Origin of the sequence: Levilactobacillus zymae, assembly GCF_032190635.1 — a bacterium.
GTDB classification, from domain to species: Bacteria; Bacillota; Bacilli; order Lactobacillales; family Lactobacillaceae; genus Levilactobacillus; species Levilactobacillus zymae_A.
Genome location: NZ_JAVLAS010000001.1, coordinates 1,106,845 through 1,131,814 on the forward strand (window position 1 = coordinate 1,106,845; position 24,970 = coordinate 1,131,814).

Sequence of the window (24,970 nt, forward strand, 5' to 3'; positions counted from 1 at the left end):
CAACGCCTGTGGGGCCCCTGAGCCAGTTTAGGTTGACCCGGAAGACGCCAGTGCCGCTCTTAAACCAAAAGTACCACCCATATGAGGAGGAAAAATTTGAAACGTATACAAATTACCGGGAAGTCCGTTCGGAAATTCGAGGACGGCTATCCCGTGATTGCCTTAACTGATTTAGAAAACCGGCAGGACTTCGACGACGGCGCCTGGGTCCAGCTGGAAAACCACGGCCATTTCGTGGCCACGGCCTACTTTGCTAAGCAACACCGCGGGGCCGGCTACGTGCTGAGCCTGCGTGAAAGCGACGCTATCGATGAACGTTTCTTTGCCGGGAAGTTCCGGGCCGCTAACGCCAAGCGCGTGGCAATCAATGCCCAGGGCGCTTACCGCTTCTTTAACGACGTGGGCGACGGCTTAGGTGGGTTGATCATTGACGCCTACCCCGAAAACATCTTTGTTTTCCGCTGGCAGAACCAGGCGTTAAAGCGCCAAGCTCGCCTCATCTATGCCGGCTTCCAGAAGGTTATGGGCCAGGACGTCACGATGTTGTCCGCCGCTCCGGGCCAGGAAAAGATGCAGGTGATTGCCGGCACGTTGCCGCAGGGTCCCGTGACGATTACCGAAGACGGGGTTAGCTATCCGGTGGACCTTAGTCTGACGCGGTCACAGTTGGCCCTGGAGTTCCGCGACGTGCGGGCCTGGGCTCACGATAACAGTCAACAACGGCGCATCCTGAACCTCTTTAGCGCCGAGACCGGAGTGGTGACCGCCGCCATGGTGGGGGGCGCCATCGAGGCCGTCACGGTCGACCCGAACAACCGGGCCGCTACCTTGACGCAGGCTCAGCTGACCGCCAACAACTTCGATCAAGCCGCCGTGGAGATGCGGACCATGGACGTGGCCAACTACTTGGATTACGCCATTAAGCACGACTTGACGTTTGACACGATCGTGATTAATCCGCCAGCCTTTGTTCGGGGCAAGAAGCGGAAGTTCGATTTGACTCAGGACTTAGAAGACCTGGTCCAACAGGCCTTACAGGTCGCAGCCAGTGGGGCAGAGGTGGTCATCACCACGACGGCCCCGAGTTACTCATTAAAACGACTCCGGGCAACGGTAAATGATGCGGTGGAAAAATATACCGGTCATGTAACAGTTTCCACGACGTTCCACTCACCGGACGACTTTATAACCAACGATGCCGACCGTCAAAGCGAAGTTCTGAAGGGAATTCGGCTATCAGTTAATTAATGAAAACGGATGAAAATTTCACAATCAAGCGCGACTGAACGGTTAGACCACTGTTCTTTCGCGCTTTTTTTGAAAGATAATAGTTTACATTTAGTGAAGAAACCATTACACTTAAATATGCGTTAAAGATAAAGCGTTTTCAATAAATTCGGCATAAATGAAACGAGAGTGGGTATTTACAAATGGCAATTTTATTCGCACTGATTCCGGCGCTTTGCTGGGGCAGTATCGGCCTGATCAGTGGCCGGTTAGGTGGGACTTCCTACCAGCAGACTTTGGGAATGACGGCCGGCGCGGTTTTGTTCGGGTTATTTTCATTAATGTATTTTCACGTGCACTTGACTGGCTTCGCGATGCTGGTCGGAATTGCGTCCGGTCTTTGCTGGGCGGTGGGACAATTCCAACAGTTCCAATCGATGAAGTTCATTGGGATCTCACGGACCGTGCCGATTTCGACCGGGCTACAACTCGCCGGGACCGCCTTGGCCGGGGTGTTACTCTTCCACGAATGGAAGACCACCAGCATGGTGACCATGGGGACCATCGCGGTGATCGTCTTGATTGCCGGGGCCGCCTTAACGTCCTTACGGGACAAGCGGCAAGGGGTTAGCAGCGAACCGGTTGAAGCCGGGCGCGGGGCTACGGCCATCGCCATCTCGACGGTGGGTTACGTGCTCTACACGGTCATCGTTAACCTATCCGGCTTGGATTCCAAGCTGATCTTGTTCCCGCAATCCTTAGGGATGATCTTAGGGGCTTTGATCTTTATCGTCTTGTCACCGCAGAACCGCCGGAAGGTCTGGCACACGGCGACCGCGAAGAACATCATCACCGGATTAGTCTGGGGGATTGGGAACTTCTTCATGTTCATGGCGATCCCCAAGGTCGGACTGGCCATCAGTTACTCGTTAGCCCAATGTGGGATTGTGATTTCCACCTTCGGGAGTATCTGGTTACTGGGCGAAAAGAAGACTGGCCGTGAAATGGTCTACACGACGATCGGCTCACTTTTGGTCATCGCCGGTGGGGTCACTCTCGGTTTAATGAAATAGGCATAAACTGGCTGATGACGGGCGTTGTCGGCCTTTTTTTATGGTTAAATTTATATAAAAACCATGGACTAGACCATTTACTTTCGGGGCGAAAGCGTTATAATGGACTAGTCAATACAAATACAAAGTGAGGTTATCTGAATATGGCACATATCGCCTTTGATAGTTCCAAACTTGCACCATTCGTTAATGATAATGAACTTGGAGAAATCCAAGCCATGGTTAACGCCGCGGACGCTGAATTGCGGCAGGGAACCGGTGCCGGGAGTGACTTCCGGGATTGGTTAACCTTACCTCATGATTACGACCATGCCGAATTCGACCGGATTAAGGCCGCGGCGAAGAAGATTCGCCAAGATTCCGAAGTCTTAATCGTGATTGGAATCGGGGGCTCCTACTTAGGCGCTAAGATGGCCGTGGACTTCTTACACGACACCTTCTTCAACACCTTACCCGCCGACCAACGTAAGGGCCCGCAAGTCTTCTTCGTGGGGAACTCTATCAGTGCCGATTACGTGCACGACCTGGTTCACCTGATTGGCGATCGGGACTTCTCCGTTAACGTGATCTCCAAGTCTGGTACCACCACGGAACCGTCCATTGCCTTCCGGATCTTCAAGAACATGTTGATCAAGAAGTACGGCCAAGCCGAAGCTAACAAGCGGATCTACGCCACGACCGACAAGGCCAAAGGGGCTCTGAAGACCGAAGCCGACGCTGCCGGTTACGAGACCTTCGTCATCCCCGATGGTGTGGGTGGTCGTTACTCCGTCTTGTGCCCAGTGGGTCTGTTACCGATCGCCGCATCCGGCGCCGATATCGACCAGTTGATGAAGGGGGCGGCCGACGCGCAAGACGCTTACGTTAACCCTGATTTGACCAAGAACGAAGCTTACCAATACGCCGCTTTACGGAACATCTTGTACCGTAAGGGCTACACGGTTGAATTGTTGGAAAACTATGAACCTCGCCTGGCCGCCTTCGCCGAATGGTGGAAGCAATTGACCGGTGAATCCGAAGGGAAAGACGGCAAGGGGATCTACCCATCTTCCGCTAACTTCAGTACCGACCTGCACTCGTTTGGCCAGTACATCCAAGAAGGTCAACGCAAGCTGATGGAAACCGTTGTGATGGTGGACCAACCAGAACACGACGTGGATATTCCGAAGGAAGCCGATGACCTAGACGGTTTAGGCTACCTGGAAGGCCGGACCATGGGCTTTGCCAACACCAAGGCCTTTGAAGGGGTCACCTTGGCTCATACCGATGGTGGTGTGCCGAACATGAGCGTGCACATTCCGGACCAAACGGAATACACTTTGGGCTACCTGATCTACTTCTTCGAAGTGGCCATTGCGATTTCCGGTTACTTAAACGGGATCAACCCATTCAACCAACCCGGCGTGGAAGCCTACAAGACCAACATGTTTGCCCTGTTAGGCAAGCCTGGTTTTGAAGACCTCGGCAAGCAGTTAAACGCCCGGCTTTAATTTAAAATGATTTGACGAAGCGCTCTCAACGATTAAGTTGGGGGCGCTTTTGGCGTGATTTAGCGACGTTTAGAGGGAAAAACAGCGCTAGAAACGGCCCTCTTAGAAGTGGGTAATAAAAAATATTTTTGCGACCATACTGGATCTGCGTTACAAACCAGACCATTTTGGCCCATAATCTCATGGTTTGGTGGCGTAATCCGATAATGACTTGCACTGATAAGAGAAAGTGTCCGGCAGCGGGCGAACGACTAAGGGCACGAGGAACTAACTCGTTCAGAAACTAAGGATTGCTAAATTATCGATTGAAAAGTAGCTTGAATTACCGTTGCAACGCCGTTTATCATGGACACCAATGTCTTCACAAGATAGTTAGTTGACCGGCCAAAATGGTAGCTTATGCCGTTGATAGCTTTAGTGTGAAATGGTCTTAGGATAACTTATAGTGTATAATTAATTTCATAAACAGAGGGTTGATAAGCTGTTCTAATTATCCTAATCAATAATCTATCACAGGACAAGTTAAGGTGGCGGGGACCACCTGACGGGAGGAACTAGAATGACACATCTTAATGTAATCGCTATCAATAAACGCAAGTGGTGGGTCACATCCAGCCTAGCCACGGCCGTCTTGGCCAGTATGATTCTCGCCGGCACCACGGCGCAGGCGGCCACGACCACGCCGACTACGGCTGCTACCACCGGTCAAACGGTGGCTACACAGTCGGAGCTGCAAGACGATCAAGTCACGTTAGGGTCGCAGCCAGCCACTACGACTGACGAAACGACTACTGATGCCACTACGACCACTAATGAAGATACAACAAATCCACCCGCAACGCCGACCGACCCGACGCCGACAGAGCAGGCCGGTGAGCCAACCAAGGGGCCGGACACGACGAACGATGCGGCAGAAGGGACCACGGACGATTCGTTAGCCGGCCAAGAGGAGGGCACCGCGGACCCCGTAATCCCGGGTGATGCCGAGACAGCGGAAGTGGATAAACCAGCAGCTGATGAGCCAGCCGCAACGCCGAAGGCACCAGCGACTAAGTCCGAGACCATCTCAGAACCGGTAACCCAGTTTCCAACTAAGGCCCCGGTCGCTAACCGTGTCCGGACGTTCTCTCTGGCGGCAGCTACAGTGCCCACCCCGGTTACGGTCTCGCCGGATGAGATTAGTGCGGATGAGGACCTGAGCACCCGGTTTGAAGACGCTAATTTATTGGCGGCAGTGCGGAAAACGTTGGGACTGAACGACGGGGACGCCATCTACTTAGACATGATTAAGAATTATTCTGTCGGCTCTTTTACCGTCGATACTTCAACGATTTTCAGTTTGAAAGGATTAGAAATATTAGCATACTTACCAAAGGTTTTGGAGAGTGGGACGACCGTTTCGGGAGTACAGTTAACTGCCCAATTGGGGAATAATCAAGCTGACATTGAACAGATGGATTTCTCGCCGTTGGCTAATCTGAAGATTTTTACCTTATCCCTGCATACAGACTACTGGGGAGCGGTTAGCGACGAACAATTGCGATACTTTTTACAACCAGATTATTCGAGAACGCGGTCGTTTGACCTATCAGCGGTTAATAACATGAAAGTCCATTTCGATGGGTTGACAAATCATCAATTTGCCATTTTGTCCCCGGTCATTCAAATGATTTTTGAATCTACGGCTTCTGGAAATTGGTCACAAGCAGTCACGTTGAGTGGGAACAGTGTGACTGATTTTAGCCCGTTAAAGAATCTAAAATCTACTTTGACGCCTCTAGTGACTAGCACTTTTCAGTTTTATCGAAGTCCGTCGAAGATTGCATATCATCCAGGTGAGACGCTGGAAGTTTTTTCTCCAATTACAGGGTTACAAGGAGAGTCGTTTAATTATCAAGTCCGGTATCAAGATAATGATACTAGGGAGCTGAAGTTGGCAGATAGTCAGCAAGTGACGGTGATCGAAGATGGACAGGCCAAGAAGGTCTGGAAATATACCTTAGTAAATCCGTTAATCACAAATGGTGAAATCAGATATGGCCAATTTTATTATGATGACGCAGGACGAACAACTTATACTGAAAATGGTGTAGGACAACCAATGGGGAAAACGGACTTATTTACGGGGACCCTATTTTACCAGCCCATCGGTGAAGCCACCTCCACCGCCACGGTGACCTACGTGGATGACACCACCGGCGAAACCTTGGCCACGGAAACGCTCACGGGCGTTGTGGGCACGACCAGCGACTACCGGACCGCGACGACAATTAGCGGGTATACGAATCAGGGTTACGTGCTTAAGGGCGACGACTATCCCGCAGCCGGGGTGCAGTTTACTACCGCACCGCAGGCCTTTACCGTCCGTCTGGGTCACGGCACGCAGGCCTTGACCGATACGAAACAGGTCACCCAGACCATCCACTACGTTTACGCCGACGGGACTACGGCAGCCCCCGATCAGGTTGCGGCGCTGACGTTCACGCGGACCGGCAGCCAGGACTTAGTGACGGGGACGACGACCTGGGCGGCCTGGCAAAGTGCCAACGGCCAGACTGGCTTTACGGCCCAACCTTCCCCAACCATTGCGGGGTATACCGCCGATCAATTAGTGGTGCCCGCCGTTGATGGCATTACCGCCGAGAGCGCCAATCTGGCAACCACGGTGACCTACACGGCCCAAAAGCTGCAGAACGTGACGGTAGCCTACGTGGACGATACCACGGGGCAGACGCTGCACACGGAGTCGCTACAGGGCACCTTTGGTACGACCAGTGAGTACCGGACGGCCGCCGCTATTCAGGCGTATCTCAAGCAGGGCTACGTGCTGGTTAGTGATGACTATCCCACGGACGGCGTGACGTTTACCGTTAACGCACAGACTTTTACCGTGCATTTGACCCACGGAACTCAGACTATCAGTAATAGTAAACGCGTCACCCAGACGATCCACTACGTCTATGCCGATGGCGCCCCAGCGGCGCCCGATTACACGGCTTGGCTGACGTTTACCCGGACGGGGACGCGCGATCAGGTGACCGGGACCGAGGTCTGGGGCGCTTGGCAAAACATTGACGGTCGGGGCGGCTTTGCGGCTAAAAGTTCACCCGTGATTGCGGGGTACACGGCCGACCAGCCAACCGTCGCGGCGGTGACGAACGTGACGGCCACGAGCGCCGATTTGACCACGACCGTGACCTATACGGTTAAGGGGACGGTGGTACCGGTTCTGCCGGAGAAGCCGGAACTGGAAGACGACGTGTTAGAACCGGGGCCTACCGAGGGCGGACTAGCGGCGACCGCCCTGGCGGATTCCCAGCAAGCGGCTCAGCGGTTGGACAACCTTGCGGCTCAGGGCACGTCAAACGCCGGCGGTCAACCGACGACACTGACCGGAACGTCAGGCACCGCCAAAACCACCACAGGCGAAGCCAAAGCGGCGGACACCCCGGCGACCCAACTGCCTCAGACCAACGATCGGACGACGGCCTGGAGCTGGCTCGGGGCGTTAGGCTTAAGCCTATTAGGCTGGGTGGGCTTACGCCGCAGACATTAAGTGATTGAAAAAGACGAGTAGCCCTTAACGGGGAAACTCGTTTTTATTTATTACTATAGTTATTTTCTAATGATTATCAGACGGATTGGCTTATTCTGTAAGCCAAGAACTAACCATTTACTTTAGGTAACCAAAAAGGCGCTAAACGTTGATCTCGCAACGTTTAGCGCCTATCGTATCACCCGCACGGGGCTCGAACCCGTAACTCCGCCTTGAGAGGGCGACGTCTTAAACCAGTTTGACCAGCGGGCAATGTCATTGACTAGCAACATCTAATTTACGCTTTTTGGCGAAAATTGTCAACGGGTCCTGCATAAAAATTCTGCGAATTAGGAGATATACATTTTTCGGTAAAACTGGTTGACACGAAATCGCAAACAAGGTACTATTAAATAGTTGTTTCGCACAACACTAGAGTTTATTGGGTATTCGCCAAATGGTAAGGCACCGGACTCTGAATCCGTAATTTACTGGTTCGATCCCAGTATACCCAATCATATATGCTCACGAGTCGTCGTACACGGTGGAAACACCGGTATGACGGCTTTTTGGTTTTGACAAGTCCCAGACGATACCACCATTGTGAGCTCAAGGGATAACAATTTAGATAACAACTTTTATGAGTGATCACCCCCAGATACAAGTGGCAGCGAACCAGTTACTTCAACGCCGTTCGATGGTACCAGGGGTCCCGACTGTTCTGGTAGACGTAGTCGGTTAGTTTACCATGGTGAAGCCAGAAGGTTAAGGTGAACCAGTGCCATTTTGTCGGAGCCGCCATGTTGGGTCGCCATTGCCGTAGTCGGACTTTGTATTTACCGTGCCCTAAAGACCGGTAAGTCATCTGCTTACCTTTCCAGGGCGTGCTTTGCGGCTGCTGACACCAAATCCGGTTTGCCGAGATATGAAGATGACCGGCCAGATGGTCCTTGGTGACACCGTATGCCCAGTGACCACGCAGCACTTTAGGGGTTCCACGATGCCAAGTAGCCGCTTGGGTGGGCGTGCTGGTCAAGGATAGGGCCATGCTTGAGAGACTGAAGGCCGTTAGACATAGGGTGATGAATTTCTGCTTTGTGATGAGTTTTCCTCCTAAGATTTAATCCCCGTTTGCGGGAGTAGCCGGGGTGCTGAGTGTCCACGCGTGGCTTCTTTCCGCTGCCGATTAAAAGAATTTTAATGATCGTTCATACCATAACCTATGTCTGTATAATAGCTAGCTCGATTGCAGATTACTAGGAGAGCCGCTTACAAATAAATTAGTGGAAAAGCTGGTAGTGAGGGCTTAGGCGTGCCCCGGCTAGCACCTAGTGAGATCGGTTTGTGGGGCCGGGGGGGTTATCTCGCTAATCAGAACCGCTTAACCTAGATAACTGGTCAGATTAGCGGCCTAATATCAGATAATTTATGTGAAAATGACGTTTTATAATATTGTTAATACAAGAAATAGTTTTCTCTGTTGAAATTAACCGATTATCCGTCTATAGTTATCGTGAAAAACGACATTTAAGGGATAGGAGTGTTCGCGTATGCGGCAGGGAGTAGAGAATTGGGAACAGCGGCATCGGCGATGGTTGGCGGCGGGAACGTTGGCCGGAACGGTTTTGTTTGTGGTTAATGCCAACCTTATAGCGGCACGGGCAGACGAGCGGACCGCCCCGGTAACGGTCACTACGGATAAAAGCGCCGCTAAAGCGACCTCAACGGATCAAACGCCTTTAAAACCCCCGGCTGTACAAGTTCAGTCGAGTCAAACGGTCAATGATGTCGCGCCTTCCCGGTCGTCCGTGACGGTGCAAGCGGGCGCGGTGCCGCTAGCCGCAGCGACCGTCAACCGTTTAGCCTCGGCCGTTCCGACTCCGCGGACGTCACCGGATATGACCCAGGCACCGGCTGGCCAATCTCCGGTGGCGGTAACGCCGGTTGATCCCGGTGTGGCGCCAGTTAATCCCCACCAGCTGACTCACGTGATGACGGCACCGACGTCGCAACCTTTAACCCATCCCAAGGGCCAACACGAACAACTGACCTATTCACATCTCGTAGGGGGGTATAACACCGACCTACGGCAAGTCGATCGGTACGACCCCCAGCATCAGGTTCCTGGTCAGATTGCCTGGCAGGGGGAAACGTACGCGAACGGGATTGCTCAAGATGCTAAGGGGGAAGACGTTCATTCGGAACTGAGTTATGGTGATGGGAGCCATCCCTTCTATATTGATGAGTGGCTCCCAGACATGGGTCTGCAGATAGTTTTGTGGCAAAGTAGCTTTGCCCAAAAATATACTTCCTATGAGAGTTTTCGGCAGAATTTTACCAAAGCCCAGCTGGCCTCACTGGTCGATTTTCTACGCAGCAGGGGCTTCAGTCGGAAAATGGCGATGGGGAGGTGTCAACGCTGTATTACAAGGGACTAATGAGTATGCATTCCCTGGAAGGGTTGCAAAACGCTACCCATCTCAAAACCATTTACTTATCACCCGATCCACTGGTTGGCTATAATACCCCTGATCCTAATAAGCCGGGAAATCAACCCAGTCAAGCCCAACGTAACGGGAATCTATGGGATATCCGAGCGTTAGCGTCACTCAACGATTTGACTGAGGTTAATCTTAGTAGTTTTTCGATAAACGATATTTCCGCCTTGGCACACAAGGCTCAACTCAAAGCGGCTATTTTGGATCATAATCAAATTGCGGACATCTCACCGTTGGCGACGGATCATCAGTTGAACTTTAAGACGCCAACGTCCGTTAACGTGGGAAACCAGCATATCCTCCTAACGCCGGTAACGCTCCCTAAGGAGGTATCGACCAGTAACTTAGGCTATACGACCCCCTCATTTATTATCAAAAACCAACAAGCACAGAATTTACCAATAACGGGCTTGGATTCGAAAACTGCCGGGGTCTACCTCAATAGTTTTCCGACGACGGGGGCGGTGGGAAATGCCAATGCCAACACGCTCACCTGGTTTCACCTTCAGCCGGATTCAACGACGGACTATGGGAATTTAACCGCGTCGTGGTCGGATCCTGACTGTGACTTTTCGGGAATTATCATTCAACCCTATGCGTTAGCCGATCAAGTGGGGACCGTCACCGTTCAGACCCAAGCTCTGCAGGCCGATGGGCGGCAATTGAACCTAGGGCCGACAGCCTTGATTTCGGGAACCGTGGGAACCACTATCGATTTGAATGATAATGCGGCTACATTGAATTTGTTGCAAGAACAAACGGCGAAGGGGTATCGCCTCGCGATGTTTTTGGATGGGACCGGTCAGTACAGCGATCTCTTGGCGGGGAACGGTAAAACCCATAAGCTAAACAATTTCCAATTCGTGTTGACGACTCACTCCCAGCACCTCACGATGCTATTTTACCGGGACGTTGCACCGTGGAACGTGGACATTCATTATGTTTGGGAGACGCCGGATCATCAGTTGGTGCCGATTACAGATCCTGATGGTCACGCGTTAGAGGAGCGGGTTCAGGACTTAGCGGCCCCGGTCCGGTCTTTGGCGACATACCAAAAAAGCTTTCCGGATTACGTGTATCAGGGGGCCGAAATTAGTCAAAATGATCGGGATTGGCAACCACTGCCCAGCCTAGCACAGGTTTCGTTTCTGGGGGACCAGCAGGAGATTCGGCTGATTTACCATCCAGTCAACCGGGCGACGGTGACCATCCAGAACATGACGACCGGCAAAACCTTACAAACGTTGACTTATACGCAGGATGCTAGCTTGCGGGGCGCATGGGGCACCACCAGTGAGTTTACGAGTGCGCCCTACCTGACGGCGCTGGTGAAGCGGGGCTACCGGGTGATTCAAGATCCAACCAAGACCATTAAATTTGCCGCACAGGCGGCACCGGTGGTTAACTACGTCATCTTGGTTGCCCAGTCACAAACGGCGCAATTGAAAACCCAACAAGAAGTTATCCACTATCTTGATCATAACCAGCACCCCGTAGCACCGACTAAGATCCAAACCATGACCTTTCTGTGGGTGACTAATCAAGTGACAAAGGCCGTGACGATTTATCAACACGCTGGTACGGTGGCGCTTCCCGAGTTGACGGCAGCGGGTCATCCTCAGGGGACGGGATGGCGGTTGGCGACACTAACCCAAAGTTTTGAGTTTCCGGCGGTGGAAAATCCGCAAGTGGCGGGGCAACGCGTGGTGGCCACGACGGCAGTTGATCAGGACCTGACGCAGACCCCGGCGTTAGCAACCACGGCTAATGCCGCCGACATTGTCATCACGGTGACTTACGCCCTACAGGCGACCCCGCAGCCACAACCGGTGCAACCCACGGCACCCGGAGTCTCGGTGGTAACCCCCACACCGGAGCCACCGGTGATCCACACGGCGATTGGCGACGATCAAATTCACCATCCAGAGCGGCCGGAGAGCCAACAGAATGGCGTTGTTGAACCGTTGATTACGGGGACGATCCCCGTACATTCGTCCCCGGACCTCCAGACGCGACCGATCGTGAAGTCCCGGCCAGCTCGGCGGCTAGCAGGGCAGTCGCCAGCAAGGACGCCACAGTTACCGGCCGAACCCCAGGGGCAACTGCCGCAGACCAACGAGAGGTCGGCTAATTTTTATCAGCTGCTAGGTTTGTCCATCCTGAGCGGGTGTTTAGGGTTGATGGGAATCTTTAAACACCGACGGTAATTGCCATCGGACAACGATTTCATTAAAAAAACTAGCACTAATCATGGCATCACGATTAGTACTAGTTTTTAATTGCGCTGAACGGGAAAATTATCGTCGGCCCCGGCCGCCCGGGCGCCGATTCAACTGATACGTGGCCGGATCGGCGTAATCGTCCATTTGGCGCCGAGCCCGGTGGCCCGTGGCGTGCTTGCGTTCGGCCCATTCCTTGGCAGCCCGCTTCTGGGCGTGTTCCCGGTGCAGGACCTTCTTACTCTTAGGCTTGGGTCCTTTGGCTTTACGTTCGCGGTTCTTCTTGGTCACGGCCTTCTTGTGTTCGACCAGCATGGCCGCATCGGCTTCTTTTTGCGTGAGGATTCCGTTTTTCACGCTGCGCGCGTAACGGTCCCAGATCTCGTCACCGACCTTGGCTTTAAATTTCTTGCGCCGAATTTTGGCACGGGTGGCCTCGTCGGGTTGATTCGTGTTAGGCATGGTTATTGCTCTCCTTTAGTCGTCTAGATGCCTTAGTTTACCACAAACCCGGTTGGGGGCCGAGTCCCAGTTGGTCCCTAACCCTCAAGGGACCCCGCAGTTAAGGAGCTCACATACCAAAGAAACCCCTTTCGCTAATTCTTATGTTTGAAAATGGTTTATCCTATTTAGTAACTAAAGGACGTGAGGGGGACGTTACTTTGAAGAAACCAAGTAGTCAACAGTTAGCCCAGACCTTAGTCAAGCTGCAGTACGGTCAGATGGTGGCGGGCAACGTACAGAACGCCTGCGCGACCACCATGGCCGTGTGTCGTTTGATCCAACCGGCGTTGCGGCAGCTTACACCGCCCGACAGCTATTACGAGTTAACGCCGGAACAAATGCGCCAACAGCTGGGGGACCGGGACCGGTTACTAGCCCAGATAGAGGAAATCATGAAGTTGTTAGACGATAAGGTCACCGATATCGACGAACTCACCGGTAACGTGGCCGACATCTTAGACGGAGCGGTCAGTTATCTGAGCGCTACCGCAGTACCAGCACGAATAGAAGAAGGCGGCATCGAGTGATGATGCGAAGCGTAGGGACCTCAGCGGTGCCTCGTTGGTAAGCCTAAACGTTAAAATGACCATGATTCCCAATTGCGGAACCATGGTCATTTTGACGGTTAGACCCAATCTTCCTGGGAATGTCGCTCCCTCAGGTTAATACCCGCGTAACGGGTCGGCGATATTTTGAACCAGGGTACCGTCTTGCAGGTAGCTGGTCAGGTTCTTGCGGAAGATTTCAAAGGTGCGCGTCAGGTTGTTATCCGAAAAGCCGGTTTGGTGCGGCGTCAACAACACGTTCGGGAAGTCCCACAGCTTGGCGTCCTTAGGGAAAGGTTCGGTCTCGAAAACGTCTAAGGCGGCGTGCAAGACTTCCTGATAGAGCAGGGCGTCTTCGAGGGCGGCTAAGTCCACGGCCGTTCCGCGACCCACGTTCACGAAGATCCGCAGGCCGTTTAACTGCTTGAAGAAGGCGGCGTTAAAGTAGTGGTTGGTTTCCGGTGTGGCGGGCATCGCGTTAATCACGATATCGGCGTCACCCAGAACGGTGGCATCTTCGGCCAGGCTGACCGTCTTGGCAAAGCCGTCGACGGGGTGGCCACTGCGGTTCACCCCGATGGGCGCATTATCGAACCCGTTTAAGCGCTTAGCCATGGCTTGCCCGATGCTCCCGGTTCCGTAGATGACCACGGTCTGGTCGCTTAAGTTGTGCAGGTCGGGTCTGGCCGGTTGAATCCAGAAGTGGCCGGCCTGGTTCTTGACGGCTTCGTTAAAGCCGCGCAGGAAGTAGAGCAGGTAGCCCATGGTGGATTCGGCGATTGCGTCGGAGAAGACGCCACTGGAATTGGTCAGTTTGATGTGGTGATCACGGATCAGGTCCAACGGTAGGTAGTCGATGCCGGCGCTGAGCGTTTGCAACCAGTGAATTTGGTTATGCTCATCGTTGATCACGGCGGGCCCTAAATCGTCATCCCAGCCGTAAAGAATCGTGACGGGCGCGCCGCCGGGTTGGTAGTCGGCCGCCGTGACTACGTCTAGGCCGTCCGCTCTTAGGGCGGCGAGGTGGTCGGCGGTTAGGGATTGTAACGCAAGTATTCGTTCTGTCATCGCAAAAATCCTCCTAAGTGAAGCACAATAATGAGACGGCGGGGATCGGTGAGCGGGGCTGCTCGCGCCCACCAGTTGGGAGTCACGGGTAGCCGACTTAACTAACTCAAGCCGTCGTCAAGGTATACATTTATTTTAGCACGGAAGGTTTCGATAAGCTGCAAGAAATCGTTACCATTTGTCGGGATTTGACTGGGACACATTTCTAGATGTGTTACCAAGGTGAACGAACAAAATAACGTGGAAACGCTCACAAAAATCACCTTTTGAGCAAATAATCATCGTGAATCATTGAATAATGGCTTATCACTCGATATAATGAAGACAAGTTAGCAATTATTTGTTCACACACATGACGTTTGGGGAGGTTAGAAAAATGATCAATCTTGGTCTAGACATACTTGGTTTAGCCAGATTCCAATTTGGGATGACCACGGTCTTCCATTTCTTCTTCGTACCATTTTCCATTGGACTCGCGTTCGTGGTGGCAGTGATGGAAACCATGTACGCCGTCAAGGGCGACAAAGACTACAAGAAGATGGCCCAGTTCTGGGGCAAAATGTTCCTGTATAGCTTCGCCGTCGGGGTGGTCACGGGGATCATCCAGGAATTCCAATTTGGGATGAACTGGTCGGAATACTCGCGGTTCATGGGGGACATCTTCGGGGCGCCGTTAGCCATCGAAGCGCTCGCTGCGTTCTTCATGGAATCCACATTCATCGGGATGTGGATGTTCACCTGGGATCGGTTTAACAAATGGGTGCACGTGCTCTTTATTTGGCTAGTTATGTTCGGTTCTTCATTATCAGCCCTATGGATTTTGGCGGCCAACAGCTTTATGCAAAACCCGTTGGGGTACATCATCAATAAGCAGACCGGCCACGTTCAAATGACGGACTTCGGGGCCATCGTCGGCAACCCGCAGCTGTGGAACGAATTTCCGCACGTGATTTTCGGGTCCTTCGTGACCGCCGCTTTCGTCATTGCGGGCTGTGCCGCTTGGCGCTTACTGAAGAAGGATCACGTGACCTTCTACCGCAAGTCATTGCAGGTCGCGTTGGTCATCGGCTTAATCTTCTCGTTAGGTTCCATTGCTAGTGGGGACACGCAGATGCGTTACCTACTGAACAACCAACCCATGAAGGTTGGGGCCATGGAAGGGATTTACAAGAATTCCACGGAAAAGGGGGAATGGACGGCCGTGGCGGGCTTCGATACCAAGGCCCACAAGACCACCTGGTCCGTTGACATTCCGTATGTGCTGAACTTATTAAGTTATCATAAATTAACCGGGACGGTTACCGGGATGAATCAGGCCAACAAGGAGTTGCACGCGAAGTACGATAAGAAGTTTGGCAGCGACATCAACTATTACGTCCCAACCAAGACGCTATTCTGGAGCTTCCGGATCATGTCCGGGGCCAGCGCCTTGTTCGCCTTACTGGCCATCGTGGGACTTATCTTTAACCGCAAGAAGTCGCAGGCCATCTTGAAGCAGAAGTGGTTCTTATACATCATGGGGTTGTGCCTGTGGTTACCGTTTATCGTCAATACCTGTGGGTGGTTCATCACCGAATTCGGGCGTTACCCGTGGGTGGTTTACGGGTTACTCACGATTGCAGATGCGGTCTCGCCGAACGTTTCGGTGGCGTCATTACTCACGTCGAACATTGTCTACTTCCTGATGTTTGCGGGCATGGGTGTCGTGATGGTCGTCTTGTGTCACCGGACCTTAAAGGCCGGGCCGGACGCGGAAAATACCGACGGGTACTCGGCTTCTGACGTAGACATCGATCCTTACTCGAAGGGGGCGTTCAACCATGACTAATCTACAATTACTCTGGTTTATTCTGATTGGCGTCTTGTTCAGTGGGTTCTTCTTCCTCGAAGGGTTCGACTTCGGGGTCGGGATGCTGATCAAGAGCTTTGCCCGCAACGATGCGGAACGCGACGTGGTGATTCGCACCATCGGCCCACACTGGGACGGTAACGAAGTCTGGTTGATTACCGCCGGCGGGGCGATGTTCGCGTCTTTCCCGATGTGGTACGCGACGTTGTTCTCCGGTTTCTACCTGGTCTTGTTCCTGATCCTGGCGTGCCTGATTTTTCGGGGGGTCTCCTTCGAATTTCGGGCCAACATGGAAACGGAACGCTGGAAAACCTTCTGGGAATGGGCCGGCACCATTGGCTCGGGCTGTGCGGCCTTCCTGTTCGGGATGCTGTTTACGGCCATGATCAAGGGGATGCCAATCGATAAAAACGGCGATATGACCGCCCACTTTACCGATTACGTCAACCTGTTCTCCATCGTGGGTGGGGTCGCCGTCACGGTGCTCTGCCTGGTTCACGGGTTGAACTTCATCCGTTTGAAGACGTCCGGTGAGTTACGCGACCGCGCGCGGGATTGGAATAAGATTCTCTACCCCGTCTTATTCGCGGGGGAAGTGGTCTTCGCCATCCTGCTGTTCTTCTCGACGGATTTCTTCGCCAAGAAGCCACTCTCCACGACGCTGATTGTGGTCTTCCTGGTGATTGTCACGGCCCTAGCTTACTGGGGTGTCCTGGGCAATCACGAATGGCTCTCATTTGTCGGTAGTGGGCTGTCACTGATTAGCGTGGTGGTCCTGATCTTCAACGGGTTGTTCCCGCGGGTCATGGTCGCCAACAATCCGGCGTACTCACTGCTGATCAAGAACTCGTCGAACTCGCCGTACACGCTGCACCTGATGACGATTCTGACGTTCTCCATCCTGCCAATCGTGTTGGTCTACTTCATCTGGAGCTACTGGGTCTTCTACAAGCGGCTGGCTTCACCGAAGCAAAACGCTTAAAGCTACGCTAGATGTGAGTTTTCGCCTCCAGGCTGGACACTGGTCGTTGTTGGTGAAGATGGATTAGATTATTTAAACTGAATTGAGCTGGTGTCGTCGCTTAAGTGGCGATACCCCAAGAACCGCCTGCCGGTGTTGTGCATCGGTGGGCGGTTCTTTTGATATTCAGGTGGTTTTAGGACTTAGCACACTAGGGACGCATATATTTTTCGGCGGTCACCATACTCGTCAAAGCGAAATGAAAGCAGTATCATAAATGGTATAAGCAGCGGATAGTGTGGCATTAGTGGTCGTTATCTGAGAAACGATGATGGGGCATTAAAATGGTTAAATAATGGTTTTGACGGTCATCAAATAACGGGCAACATAGAAGCCCAATAGGGATACATACAAAAGTGATTCGGGTAATACCACTATAGATGATGTTGCCAGTCAGACTATCGTAGCCTTCTTGCATCTATATACAGCCCGGAGACGAGCAGGGGCTCAGCCAGCGAAATTCTGGTTAGTCGGCGTTTTGGGCCGACTTACCAGAAGGCCGAGTTTGAAGACCCACGGGTTTTGTGGGGCTTCAAATCGTGCCCGCAAGCGTTCCAGCCCCTGAGCGCCGGAGGGCGATCAGTTTAGGCCTCATGAAGCATTATCCGCTAAGCAGAACTTGTATTGGGGGGATTTCATTGATTGATCAACGTGTGTTTCAATTTCCGGGAGTGCGTAAAGTCATTATCTGGCAGCTCCTGTTGACCCTGATTCAAGCGGGGTTAATTATCTTACAGGCTAAGTACCTGGCGGTGGCCATTGTCAACCTGTGGCAACTCAAGGGTGTCGGGACCATCGGCGCGCCGCTGGCCATCTTCGCGGTGGCCTTTCTGGGCCGCCACCTGGTCACCGTGCTAAAGAACTGGCTGACCTACCCGTTCGTGGCGGGCACCACCAAGCGGTTGCGGAAGCAATTCATGGCGAAGCTCTTCGACTTGGGCCCCAGTGTCGTGGCCCAAGAGGGGACCGGGAACGTGGTCACCATGGCTCTGGAGGGGATCGACAAGATTCAGACCTACCTGATGATGATCATCGGTAAGGTCTTGGACCTGGCGATTACCCCCTGGCTGATTCTGATCTATATCGCGTTTATACAATGGAAGGAAGCGCTTTTTCTTCTGGCGATTTATCCCCTGATTATCCTGTTCATGATCATCTTGGGACTGGCGGCGCAGGCCAAGGCCGACCGGCAGTACGCGGGGTATCAGCGGCTATCCAACCACTTCGTTGACACCTTACGGGGCCTGCCGACGTTGAAACAACTGGGGTTAAACGAACAATACGCCGGCAACGTCTACGAAGTCAGTGAAGACTACCGGAAGAAGACCATGGCGACGCTGACCATCGCGATGACCTCGACGTTTGCGCTGGACTTCTTCACCACCTTGTCGATTGCCATCATTGCGGTGTTTCTGGGCTTCGGCCTGATGGATAATACCATCCAACTGTTACCCGCGCTGATTATCTTGACGCTGGCGCCGGACTATTTTGCACCGATTCGCAACTTTGCCAACGACTATCACGCGACGTTAAACGGGAAGAATGCGTTAACGGCGGTCTTGGATATCCTCCACCGGGACACCCCCAGCGATCGGGAAACGTTACCGGCCCGGACGCCGGCGTGGACGGCCGACGACGAGTTACACCTCCAACACGTCAACGTGGGGTACGACGCCGACCACGCCACGCTAAAGGACGTGACCTTAAACGTCAAGGGGTTCCAGAAGGTCGGCCTCATCGGGGCGTCGGGCTCCGGCAAGTCGACCCTGATTAACACACTAAGCGGCTTTCTGAGTCCGCAAGCCGGCCAGATCACCGTACGCGGGACCCAGGTGCCGCACCTGGATCAGGCCGCCTGGCAGCGGAGCTTCGTCTACATTCCCCAGGCGCCGTACCTGTTCCACGCCAGTCTACGCGCCAACATCGCCTTCTACACGCCGGATGCCAGTGACGCCGCCGTGGCCCAAGCCGCCAAGCGGGCCGGGCTGACCGACTGGATCGCCACGTTACCGGACGGGCTGGCGACGCAGATTGGTGAAGGCTCCCGGGGGGTCTCCGGGGGACAGGCTCAGCGGATTGCGCTGGCCCGGGCTTTTCTGGATGACTCGCGGCGCATCTTGCTGTTCGACGAACCCACGGCGCACCTGGATATCGAAACCGAGATTGAACTGAAACAAACCATGCTGCCGGTTTTTGACCACCACCTGGTCTTCTTTGCCACCCACCGGCTACACTGGATGAACGAGATGGACTATATCGTGGTTCTCGACCACGGGCGCGTGGTAGAACAGGGTACCCCAGCCGAGCTGCAGGCACAAAACGGGGCCTATGTCCGGCTGCGGGCCGAAATGGAAGGGGATGAACCGGCATGAAGGGGTTCTGGAAAACGTTTGAACACGACCACTGGGTGATGCCGTACCTGAAGCGGTATAAGGGACTCTTGGCGCTGGTCCTCTTCCTGGGCTTCATGACCTTCTTCTGTGGGGGCGCGCTGATGTTTAACTCCGGCTACCTGATCAGTAAGGCGGCCACCCACCCCTATAACATTCTGATGATCTACGTGCCGATCGTCCTGGCCCGGGCCTTCGGGATTGGCCGGCCGGCGTTTCGCTACGCCGAACGGCTGACCAGCCATAACTGGGTGCTACGGATCGTGTCGGACTTTCGAAAACGCCTCTATCAGGCGGTGGAGAAGCAGGCCGTGGCGATTCGCCAAACGCACCAAACGGGGGATGTCTTGAGCATCCTGGCCGAGGACATCGACCACATCGAAAACCTCTACCTGCGCACGGTCTTTCCGTTGGTGATTGGCTGGCTGTTGTACCTGTTCGTGGTCATCGGCATTGGCTACTTTAACTGGGCGTTCGGCCTGTTGATGTTACTGTTGTTGGGGGTTATCGTGATCCTGATGCCGTTACTGTCGGTGGCGGTCAACGGCCAGCGTGAGTTCCAGGCGCGTCAGGTGCAGCGGACCTTCTATACCAAGCTGACGGATTCCGTGTTGGGCTTGGGTGACTGGTTGATTTCCGGGCGCCGGCAGGCCTTTTTGGCCCAGCAGGACGCGCCCATCGACGAGATTGCGACCCTGCGGCGCAGCGACCACTACTTCCAGTGGTGGCGTAACCTGGCAATTCAGGTGATCTTTGGCGCCGCGGTCATCCTCCTGGTCTGGTGGGCCGGCTTGATGTTCACCCACGACCAGGTGCAGGCCAACTGGGTCGCGGCCTTCGGGTTGGCACTCTTTCCGACGGTCGAACCCTTCGCGGACATGAGCCAGGGGGTCAGCGAGTGGCCGGTCTACCGCGATTCGATCAACCGGGTCAACCGGCTGGACGAACACGAACCGGTCAAGGCCCCGCAAACCACGGTGGGGGATTTTGAGACACTGACCATCGACCACGTGCAGTTCACCTATCCGGGGGCCCAACGCCAGGTAATTAATGATCTATCATTGACCCTGAAACCGGGCGAAAAATTGGCCTTGCTGGGACCCAGCGGGACCGGGAAGAGTACCTTATTGAAATTGATCTTGGGCGACGAAACGCCGACTCAGGGTCAGGTCACGGTTAACGGTGTGCCGGTCGCGCAGTTGCAGGACCAACGGGCTCAGCTCTTCGGGGTGTTGGACCAGCAACCCTACCTGTTCAATACCACGGTACTGAATAACGTGCGGCTAGGGAACCTTAACGCCACGGATGAGGATGTTCGCCGGGTGATCAAGGCCGTCGAACTCGACGACTTGATTGCCAATTTGCCGGACGGCTATAACACGCAGGTCCAGGAGGCGGGGAGTCGCTTCTCCGGGGGTGAACGCCAACGGTTGTCGCTAGCGCGGATCCTGTTGCAGGATACGTCGGTGATTATCCTAGACGAACCCACGGTCAGCTTGGACCCAATTACGGAACAACACCTGCTAGACACGGTCTTTGACGTCCTGCAGGATAAAACGATTATTTGGGTGACCCACCACCTGACGGGGATCCAGCACGTCGACCAGGTCCGTTTTATTGAAAACGGGCGCTTCGATATGCAGGGGACCCCGCAGGAGCTGTATCGCGATAACGCGCGTTTCCGGGCGTTATACGATTTGGACCGGGGCCATTAGCCTTAGACAAGGGGTGTCAATTCACGGATTGAGCGTGAGTTGACACCCCTTGTCTGTGGGCTTTTTTAAAGGAAAACGACCGGGAAAGTTACCGTGGCGAGCGCGATTTAAGTGTGGTAGAGTTAGGAACGTGATTAAACAAATTGCACCAATAATTAGTTGAATCTATTGTAACGAACACTAAAACGTAATTGGTCCTTGATAATTGTAATGGGGTCAATTAAAATGTTTGAGGGCAATTGCCGGATTAATGGTTTTTCAAAACGCTTTCTGATTTGAAATATATTTGTAAAATAACGCAATTGGTCCCGATAATTGGTAACAAAGATGATAACTAAAGGTAACTAGCACGCGTGTTCTTTAAATCTTAGTAACGATCCTTGAACGCGAAAGCTGTTAATGGCGTAGGCTTGAAGCGTATTGTGGGTAGCTAGTAATAGTGCTATGCTTACCTAAAGTGTCATTAGAAAAATTTAACGATTTTTATGATGAATTGTCGAACAATGTAATATTTATGTTATTAAATATAGTCTTAGTCTTTATAGGTGCTGTAATATTTTCTCTTTTATACAGAACAACAAAAAATTTTATTAAGCGTATCTATGAAAATAACACTAGGGTCCGTCTGAAAACTACTTAAGTAAGATGCAAATTGAGGCAATGTAAACCGTAGCCAGATAAACATGAGCGAGCTTATCATAACGCGTTGCAATCCTACGAAAGTTCTTCAACTGATTGAAGAAGTTCTCAATCAAATGGCGCTCACAATAAACGTGGTAATCACAGGTCCACTTGTCTTTGGTATTTTCCTTTGGCGGAATGGTATAGACGGCTGCTTTATCTTTAATATACTGGCGAAGTTTCGCGGTGCCATAGGCTTTATCCGCGATAATATTTGATTGAGAAATATCGAAGCCTTCCAGCAACTCACTGGCAACTTGGCTATCATGTACTTGACCACCTGTTAGGCGAAAACCCAAGGGATTCCCTAATCCGTCAACGAGTGCGTGAATCTTGGTCGTTCGGCCACCTCGACTTAGTCCAATAGCTTGATTTTCGACCATACATTCGGCGTTTTTTTTGCCCCAGTGGCCTTTTGATGCGCTCGAACGATCGTTGAATCTAAGCTCAAGTTTTCCATGTCGGGATTGTCAATCAATTCGAGAAAAACCTGTTCGAACAAGCCTGAACTTACCCAGGCTCGGAAGCGACTATACACCGTTTTCCAAGAGCCATAGCGTTCAGGTAGATCACGCCAAGGAGCCCCGCTGCGCATGAGCCAGAGGATAGCGTTGAGGGCGGTACGGTTGTCTAGGCTTGATGGACGGCCAGTCCGGTATGGCGGGAAGTATCCTTTGATTCGGTCCCACTGAGCATCTTCCAGTTCGTATCGTTTAGGTGTTGTCATCGGAATGCCTCGATTCGTTTTTCCTCAGATTATACCTGAATTTTTAGTTTTCAGACAGTCCCTAGTAGAGTTTAATTTTGCGCCAATCTGTATATATGTATGGTAGCTATAGAAAACAAGCGATATAGGATAAACGTTTAAAGTTAAATTATCATACTTGATTACTTTCTAAACACTTAAATGTCTGTCTGTATGGAATCTGAGCTTTCCGTGACGTAACCTTTACAATTGTTATTAAGGTATTAACGGTAATATGGGAACTGCCTGCGCGACAGGGACAATGTCCGTATTTAACGGAGCATGATATGAACATAAAGACCAGAACAACGAATTAGCTGCTCTGGTCTTTTGGCATTACTGATATGATATTGGTAGGAACGACGGCCCGCGAGCCTGAACAAGCCAAAATTTAAATTTGAGTTTAGTGATCCCGCTTCAACAGCATCCCCGTCAACCGCGCCAACGCCTCCCGGGTACTCCCGGCGGGCAACGCGGCAATCAGCTCTAGGGCTTTGTCGGTCCACTCGGTGGCTAGTTGCCGGGCGGCTTCGACGCCACCGTGTTGGGTGACCAGTGCGCGCACGGCCTGGATATCGGCTGTCGTCATGTCTTGGCGCTTCTTCAGGTATTGGTGGAAATCGCGCTTAGCGTGGGGGATGGCCAGCAGTAGCGGCAACGAGTACACACCGGAACGCAGGTCTTCTAGGATCGGCTTACGCGTCTTCTTAGGATCGCCCGCGTAGTCTAAGATGTCGTCTAACATCTGGTAGGCACTCCCGATGGCCTCGCCAATCGGCCGGGCGCTATCCTGCACGGCTTGTGGCGCGTGGGTCAGCTGGGCGCCCTGGTAGCACGCCAGCGCGAACAGTTCGGCCGTCTTACCCGCAATCTCGCTAAGGTAGGCGTCTAACGTGGCGTCTTCGCGGTAGTTCAACGCCATCTGGCCCAGTTCGCCGGTTAAGATCTTGTGCATCGCGTTGATGTGGGCTTGAATCAGTGCCGTGTCGCTGGTCGACTTTAAGACCTGGTCGAAGTAGACCGTGAACATGAAGTCGCCGGCGTAAATCGCGTTGCGTTGCCCGTACTTCATCTGGATGGTCCGCACCCCGCGGCGGGTGGGGGACTCGTCGATCACGTCGTCGTGAATCAACGTGCCCACGTGGAGAATTTCTAGCGCCGCGGCCCCGGCCCGTAAGCGTTCGGCCGACGTGGGTTCGCCAAATTTGGTAAATAAATAAAAGTACCCGGGGCGTAGAAGCTTGCCGCCGGATTCCAATAAGGCTAATATTTTATTGTGGATAGGTTGGTTGGTCAATTTTACCGCATCCAGCAGATAGGGCTGTAACGCGTTGAGTTCTGGCTCAACCTGCGGGAATTGCCGCCAAAGTTGTCGATCCATACTGCACCTCGTTCGTTAGTCAAAATTAATCTTACCGACAACTGGAAACGTTGTCAAACATCGCCGCCCCGCGGGGTGCCGAAACTGGGGGAAATTCGTGTGAACTGGAAAGTTTTTCTAGAATTAGTTGAAATTAAAGCCAAAATTGCGTCCGTTTGGCCGTTTTTACTGGGACTTATTTTTGTCTTCCATAATTATGGTCATTTAAACGGGGGCGTCAGCCTGTTGTTCTTCATCGCCATGTTCCTGTTCAACATGGCCGTGGACATCAACGACAACTACCAAGACTACACCAAGGCCGACGATAATCAAGCCGCCGAGTGGAAGAAGCATACCAACATTATCGGGGTGCACCACTTGAACGTCCGCGGCATCTTTGCCTTGATGGCCAGCTTCACGGTGGTGGCCGCACTAATCGGGCTGTACCTGGTCTGGGTGACCGGTTGGCCACTACTGGTGATGGGTATCTTCTGTTTTCTGGTGGGGTACCTCTATGCCGGCGGGCCCAAGCCGTTATCCGGGACGCCGACCGGGGAGTTCTTCGCCGGCTTCACCATGGGCTTCATGATCATGGCGATTACCGTCTACCTGAACCTGTATCAGACCACCGCGCTGACCTGGGTGCTGTGGGGCCGGGTCCTGCTGGCCTCCGGAGTGGCCGTGATGGCCATCGCCGCCTTACTGCTGGCCAACAACATCTGCGACGCCCAAGAAGACCTGGACCTCAACCGGACCACCATCGTGTATTTCATTGGTAAGCGCCGCGCCTTGTGGCTATTTGCGGGCTTCTACGTGGTGGGGTATCTGACGCTCATTGCCAGCGCCTTATTGGGGGCGTTGCCGGTCTGGTCGCTACTGGCCTTAGTCAGCGCTATCCCGGTAGGCAAGAACATCCGGGCCTTCTTTCGGGTTCAGGTTAAGAAGGAAACCTTCATTCTGGCTGTCCGAAACCTCGGCTTATTAGCCATCTTCACGGTGGTTAGTGAAGCCATCGGATTATTGTAGCCTTAAAGCTTCCTAAATTTATCG

17 protein-coding genes and 2 tRNA genes are annotated in these 24,970 nt (G+C 52.9%); 13 read left to right on the top strand and 6 right to left on the bottom strand.

Translation table 11 applies throughout. The features are described from left to right. Positions 1–96 precede the first annotated feature (96 nt). The 4 genes from RI501_RS05030 to RI501_RS05045 all read left to right on the top strand — a co-directional run bounded on the left by RI501_RS05030 (position 97) and on the right by RI501_RS05045 (position 7,346). Entirely contained in the window at positions 97–1,248 is a 1,152-nt protein-coding gene (locus tag RI501_RS05030) for a class I SAM-dependent methyltransferase (RefSeq protein ID WP_313820630.1), read from the top strand. Positions 1,249–1,430: 182 nt separating this feature from the next. After that, positions 1,431–2,300: a GRP family sugar transporter gene (locus RI501_RS05035; protein WP_313820631.1), complete on the top strand. Its 870-nt coding sequence runs from the start codon at positions 1,431–1,433 to the stop codon at positions 2,298–2,300. A gap of 143 nt (positions 2,301–2,443) precedes the next feature. After that, on the top strand, positions 2,444–3,790 hold the full coding sequence (locus RI501_RS05040) for a glucose-6-phosphate isomerase (RefSeq protein ID WP_313820632.1): 1,347 nt from the start codon (positions 2,444–2,446) through the stop codon (positions 3,788–3,790). 559 nt (positions 3,791–4,349) lie between these two features. Next, positions 4,350–7,346 carry a mucin-binding protein gene (locus tag RI501_RS05045; protein ID WP_313820633.1) on the top strand — a complete coding sequence of 999 codons (2,997 nt, stop codon included), beginning with the start codon at positions 4,350–4,352 and terminating at the stop codon, positions 7,344–7,346. A 178-nt stretch (positions 7,347–7,524) separates the two neighbouring features. On the opposite strand, the gene RI501_RS05050 is transcribed toward RI501_RS05045, so the two are convergent. Beyond that, positions 7,525–7,598: transfer RNA gene (locus RI501_RS05050), tRNA-Glu, on the bottom strand. A 170-nt stretch (positions 7,599–7,768) separates the two neighbouring features. Between RI501_RS05050 and RI501_RS05055 the strand changes: the two genes are divergently transcribed. Next, positions 7,769–7,840: transfer RNA gene (locus tag RI501_RS05055), tRNA-Gln, on the top strand. A 164-nt stretch (positions 7,841–8,004) separates the two neighbouring features. On the opposite strand, the gene RI501_RS05060 is transcribed toward RI501_RS05055, so the two are convergent. Then, positions 8,005–8,373 carry a hypothetical protein gene (locus RI501_RS05060; protein ID WP_313820634.1) on the bottom strand — a complete coding sequence of 123 codons (369 nt, stop codon included), beginning with the start codon at positions 8,371–8,373 and terminating at the stop codon, positions 8,005–8,007. Positions 8,374–8,875: 502 nt separating this feature from the next. Between RI501_RS05060 and RI501_RS05065 the strand changes: the two genes are divergently transcribed. Together RI501_RS05065 and RI501_RS05070 are read left to right on the top strand one after the other, a co-directional pair. Next, the gene (locus RI501_RS05065; protein WP_313820635.1) at positions 8,876–9,763 is read left to right on the top strand and encodes a RodZ family helix-turn-helix domain-containing protein; all 888 of its coding nucleotides are present in this window, start codon (positions 8,876–8,878) and stop codon (positions 9,761–9,763) included. A 5-nt stretch (positions 9,764–9,768) separates the two neighbouring features. Further along, positions 9,769–12,030 carry a mucin-binding protein gene (locus RI501_RS05070; RefSeq protein WP_313820636.1) on the top strand — a complete coding sequence of 754 codons (2,262 nt, stop codon included), beginning with the start codon at positions 9,769–9,771 and terminating at the stop codon, positions 12,028–12,030. Between the two features lie 90 nt (positions 12,031–12,120). Here the strand turns inward: RI501_RS05070 and RI501_RS05075 are convergent, their stop codons facing one another. Then, the gene (locus RI501_RS05075; RefSeq protein WP_313820637.1) at positions 12,121–12,504 is read right to left on the bottom strand and encodes a hypothetical protein; all 384 of its coding nucleotides are present in this window, start codon (positions 12,502–12,504) and stop codon (positions 12,121–12,123) included. A gap of 200 nt (positions 12,505–12,704) precedes the next feature. Here RI501_RS05075 and RI501_RS05080 point away from each other — a divergent pair, with 200 nt between their 5' ends. Continuing rightward, entirely contained in the window at positions 12,705–13,073 is a 369-nt protein-coding gene (locus RI501_RS05080) for a hypothetical protein (protein WP_313820638.1), read from the top strand. Between the two features lie 135 nt (positions 13,074–13,208). Here RI501_RS05080 and RI501_RS05085 read toward each other — a convergent pair whose 3' ends face one another. Next, positions 13,209–14,159 (bottom strand): NAD(P)-dependent oxidoreductase, encoded by a 951-nt coding sequence (locus tag RI501_RS05085; protein ID WP_313820639.1) that lies wholly within the window; start codon positions 14,157–14,159, stop codon positions 13,209–13,211. A 376-nt stretch (positions 14,160–14,535) separates the two neighbouring features. Here RI501_RS05085 and RI501_RS05090 point away from each other — a divergent pair, with 376 nt between their 5' ends. The 4 genes from RI501_RS05090 to cydC all read left to right on the top strand — a co-directional run bounded on the left by RI501_RS05090 (position 14,536) and on the right by cydC (position 21,134). Continuing rightward, entirely contained in the window at positions 14,536–15,987 is a 1,452-nt protein-coding gene (locus RI501_RS05090) for a cytochrome ubiquinol oxidase subunit I (protein ID WP_313820640.1), read from the top strand. After that, positions 15,980–16,990 (top strand): cytochrome d ubiquinol oxidase subunit II, encoded by a 1,011-nt coding sequence (gene cydB / locus RI501_RS05095; protein ID WP_313820641.1) that lies wholly within the window; start codon positions 15,980–15,982, stop codon positions 16,988–16,990. The genes RI501_RS05090 and cydB overlap by 8 nt, the downstream gene beginning before the upstream one ends. 677 nt (positions 16,991–17,667) lie before the next feature. Continuing rightward, positions 17,668–19,401, top strand: a complete 1,734-nt coding sequence (cydD, locus tag RI501_RS05100) for a thiol reductant ABC exporter subunit CydD (protein ID WP_313820642.1) — start codon at positions 17,668–17,670, stop codon at positions 19,399–19,401. Further along, positions 19,398–21,134: a thiol reductant ABC exporter subunit CydC gene (gene cydC / locus RI501_RS05105; protein WP_313820643.1), complete on the top strand. Its 1,737-nt coding sequence runs from the start codon at positions 19,398–19,400 to the stop codon at positions 21,132–21,134. The genes cydD and cydC overlap by 4 nt, the downstream gene beginning before the upstream one ends. 632 nt (positions 21,135–21,766) lie before the next feature. Here the strand turns inward: cydC and RI501_RS05110 are convergent. Then, positions 21,767–22,542, bottom strand: a protein-coding gene (locus RI501_RS05110; RefSeq protein ID WP_096109514.1) for an IS5-like element ISLpl3 family transposase whose coding sequence is annotated in 2 segments (ribosomal slippage) — positions 21,767–22,218 and positions 22,218–22,542 — 777 coding nt in all. Because the reading frame shifts where the segments join, the coding sequence is not laid out codon by codon here. Between the two features lie 421 nt (positions 22,543–22,963). Further along, the gene (locus tag RI501_RS05115; RefSeq protein WP_313820644.1) at positions 22,964–23,941 is read right to left on the bottom strand and encodes a polyprenyl synthetase family protein; all 978 of its coding nucleotides are present in this window, start codon (positions 23,939–23,941) and stop codon (positions 22,964–22,966) included. Between the two features lie 99 nt (positions 23,942–24,040). Here RI501_RS05115 and RI501_RS05120 point away from each other — a divergent pair, with 99 nt between their 5' ends. Beyond that, on the top strand, positions 24,041–24,946 hold the full coding sequence (locus RI501_RS05120; RefSeq protein WP_313820645.1) for a 1,4-dihydroxy-2-naphthoate polyprenyltransferase: 906 nt from the start codon (positions 24,041–24,043) through the stop codon (positions 24,944–24,946). Positions 24,947–24,970: the final 24 nt, after the last annotated feature.

Coding starts and splice junctions, on each gene's coding strand:
- RI501_RS05065 (WP_313820635.1), top strand. CDS start 8,876: ATGCGGCAGGGAGTAGAGAATTGGGAACAGCGGCATCGGCGATGGTTG.
- RI501_RS05115 (WP_313820644.1), bottom strand. CDS start 23,941: ATGGATCGACAACTTTGGCGGCAATTCCCGCAGGTTGAGCCAGAACTC.
- cydC (WP_313820643.1), top strand. CDS start 19,398: ATGAAGGGGTTCTGGAAAACGTTTGAACACGACCACTGGGTGATGCCG.
- RI501_RS05085 (WP_313820639.1), bottom strand. CDS start 14,159: ATGACAGAACGAATACTTGCGTTACAATCCCTAACCGCCGACCACCTC.
- RI501_RS05090 (WP_313820640.1), top strand. CDS start 14,536: ATGATCAATCTTGGTCTAGACATACTTGGTTTAGCCAGATTCCAATTT.
- RI501_RS05075 (WP_313820637.1), bottom strand. CDS start 12,504: ATGCCTAACACGAATCAACCCGACGAGGCCACCCGTGCCAAAATTCGG.
- RI501_RS05040 (WP_313820632.1), top strand. CDS start 2,444: ATGGCACATATCGCCTTTGATAGTTCCAAACTTGCACCATTCGTTAAT.
- RI501_RS05035 (WP_313820631.1), top strand. CDS start 1,431: ATGGCAATTTTATTCGCACTGATTCCGGCGCTTTGCTGGGGCAGTATC.
- RI501_RS05070 (WP_313820636.1), top strand. CDS start 9,769: ATGCATTCCCTGGAAGGGTTGCAAAACGCTACCCATCTCAAAACCATT.
- RI501_RS05045 (WP_313820633.1), top strand. CDS start 4,350: ATGACACATCTTAATGTAATCGCTATCAATAAACGCAAGTGGTGGGTC.
- RI501_RS05060 (WP_313820634.1), bottom strand. CDS start 8,373: ATGGCCCTATCCTTGACCAGCACGCCCACCCAAGCGGCTACTTGGCAT.
- cydB (WP_313820641.1), top strand. CDS start 15,980: ATGACTAATCTACAATTACTCTGGTTTATTCTGATTGGCGTCTTGTTC.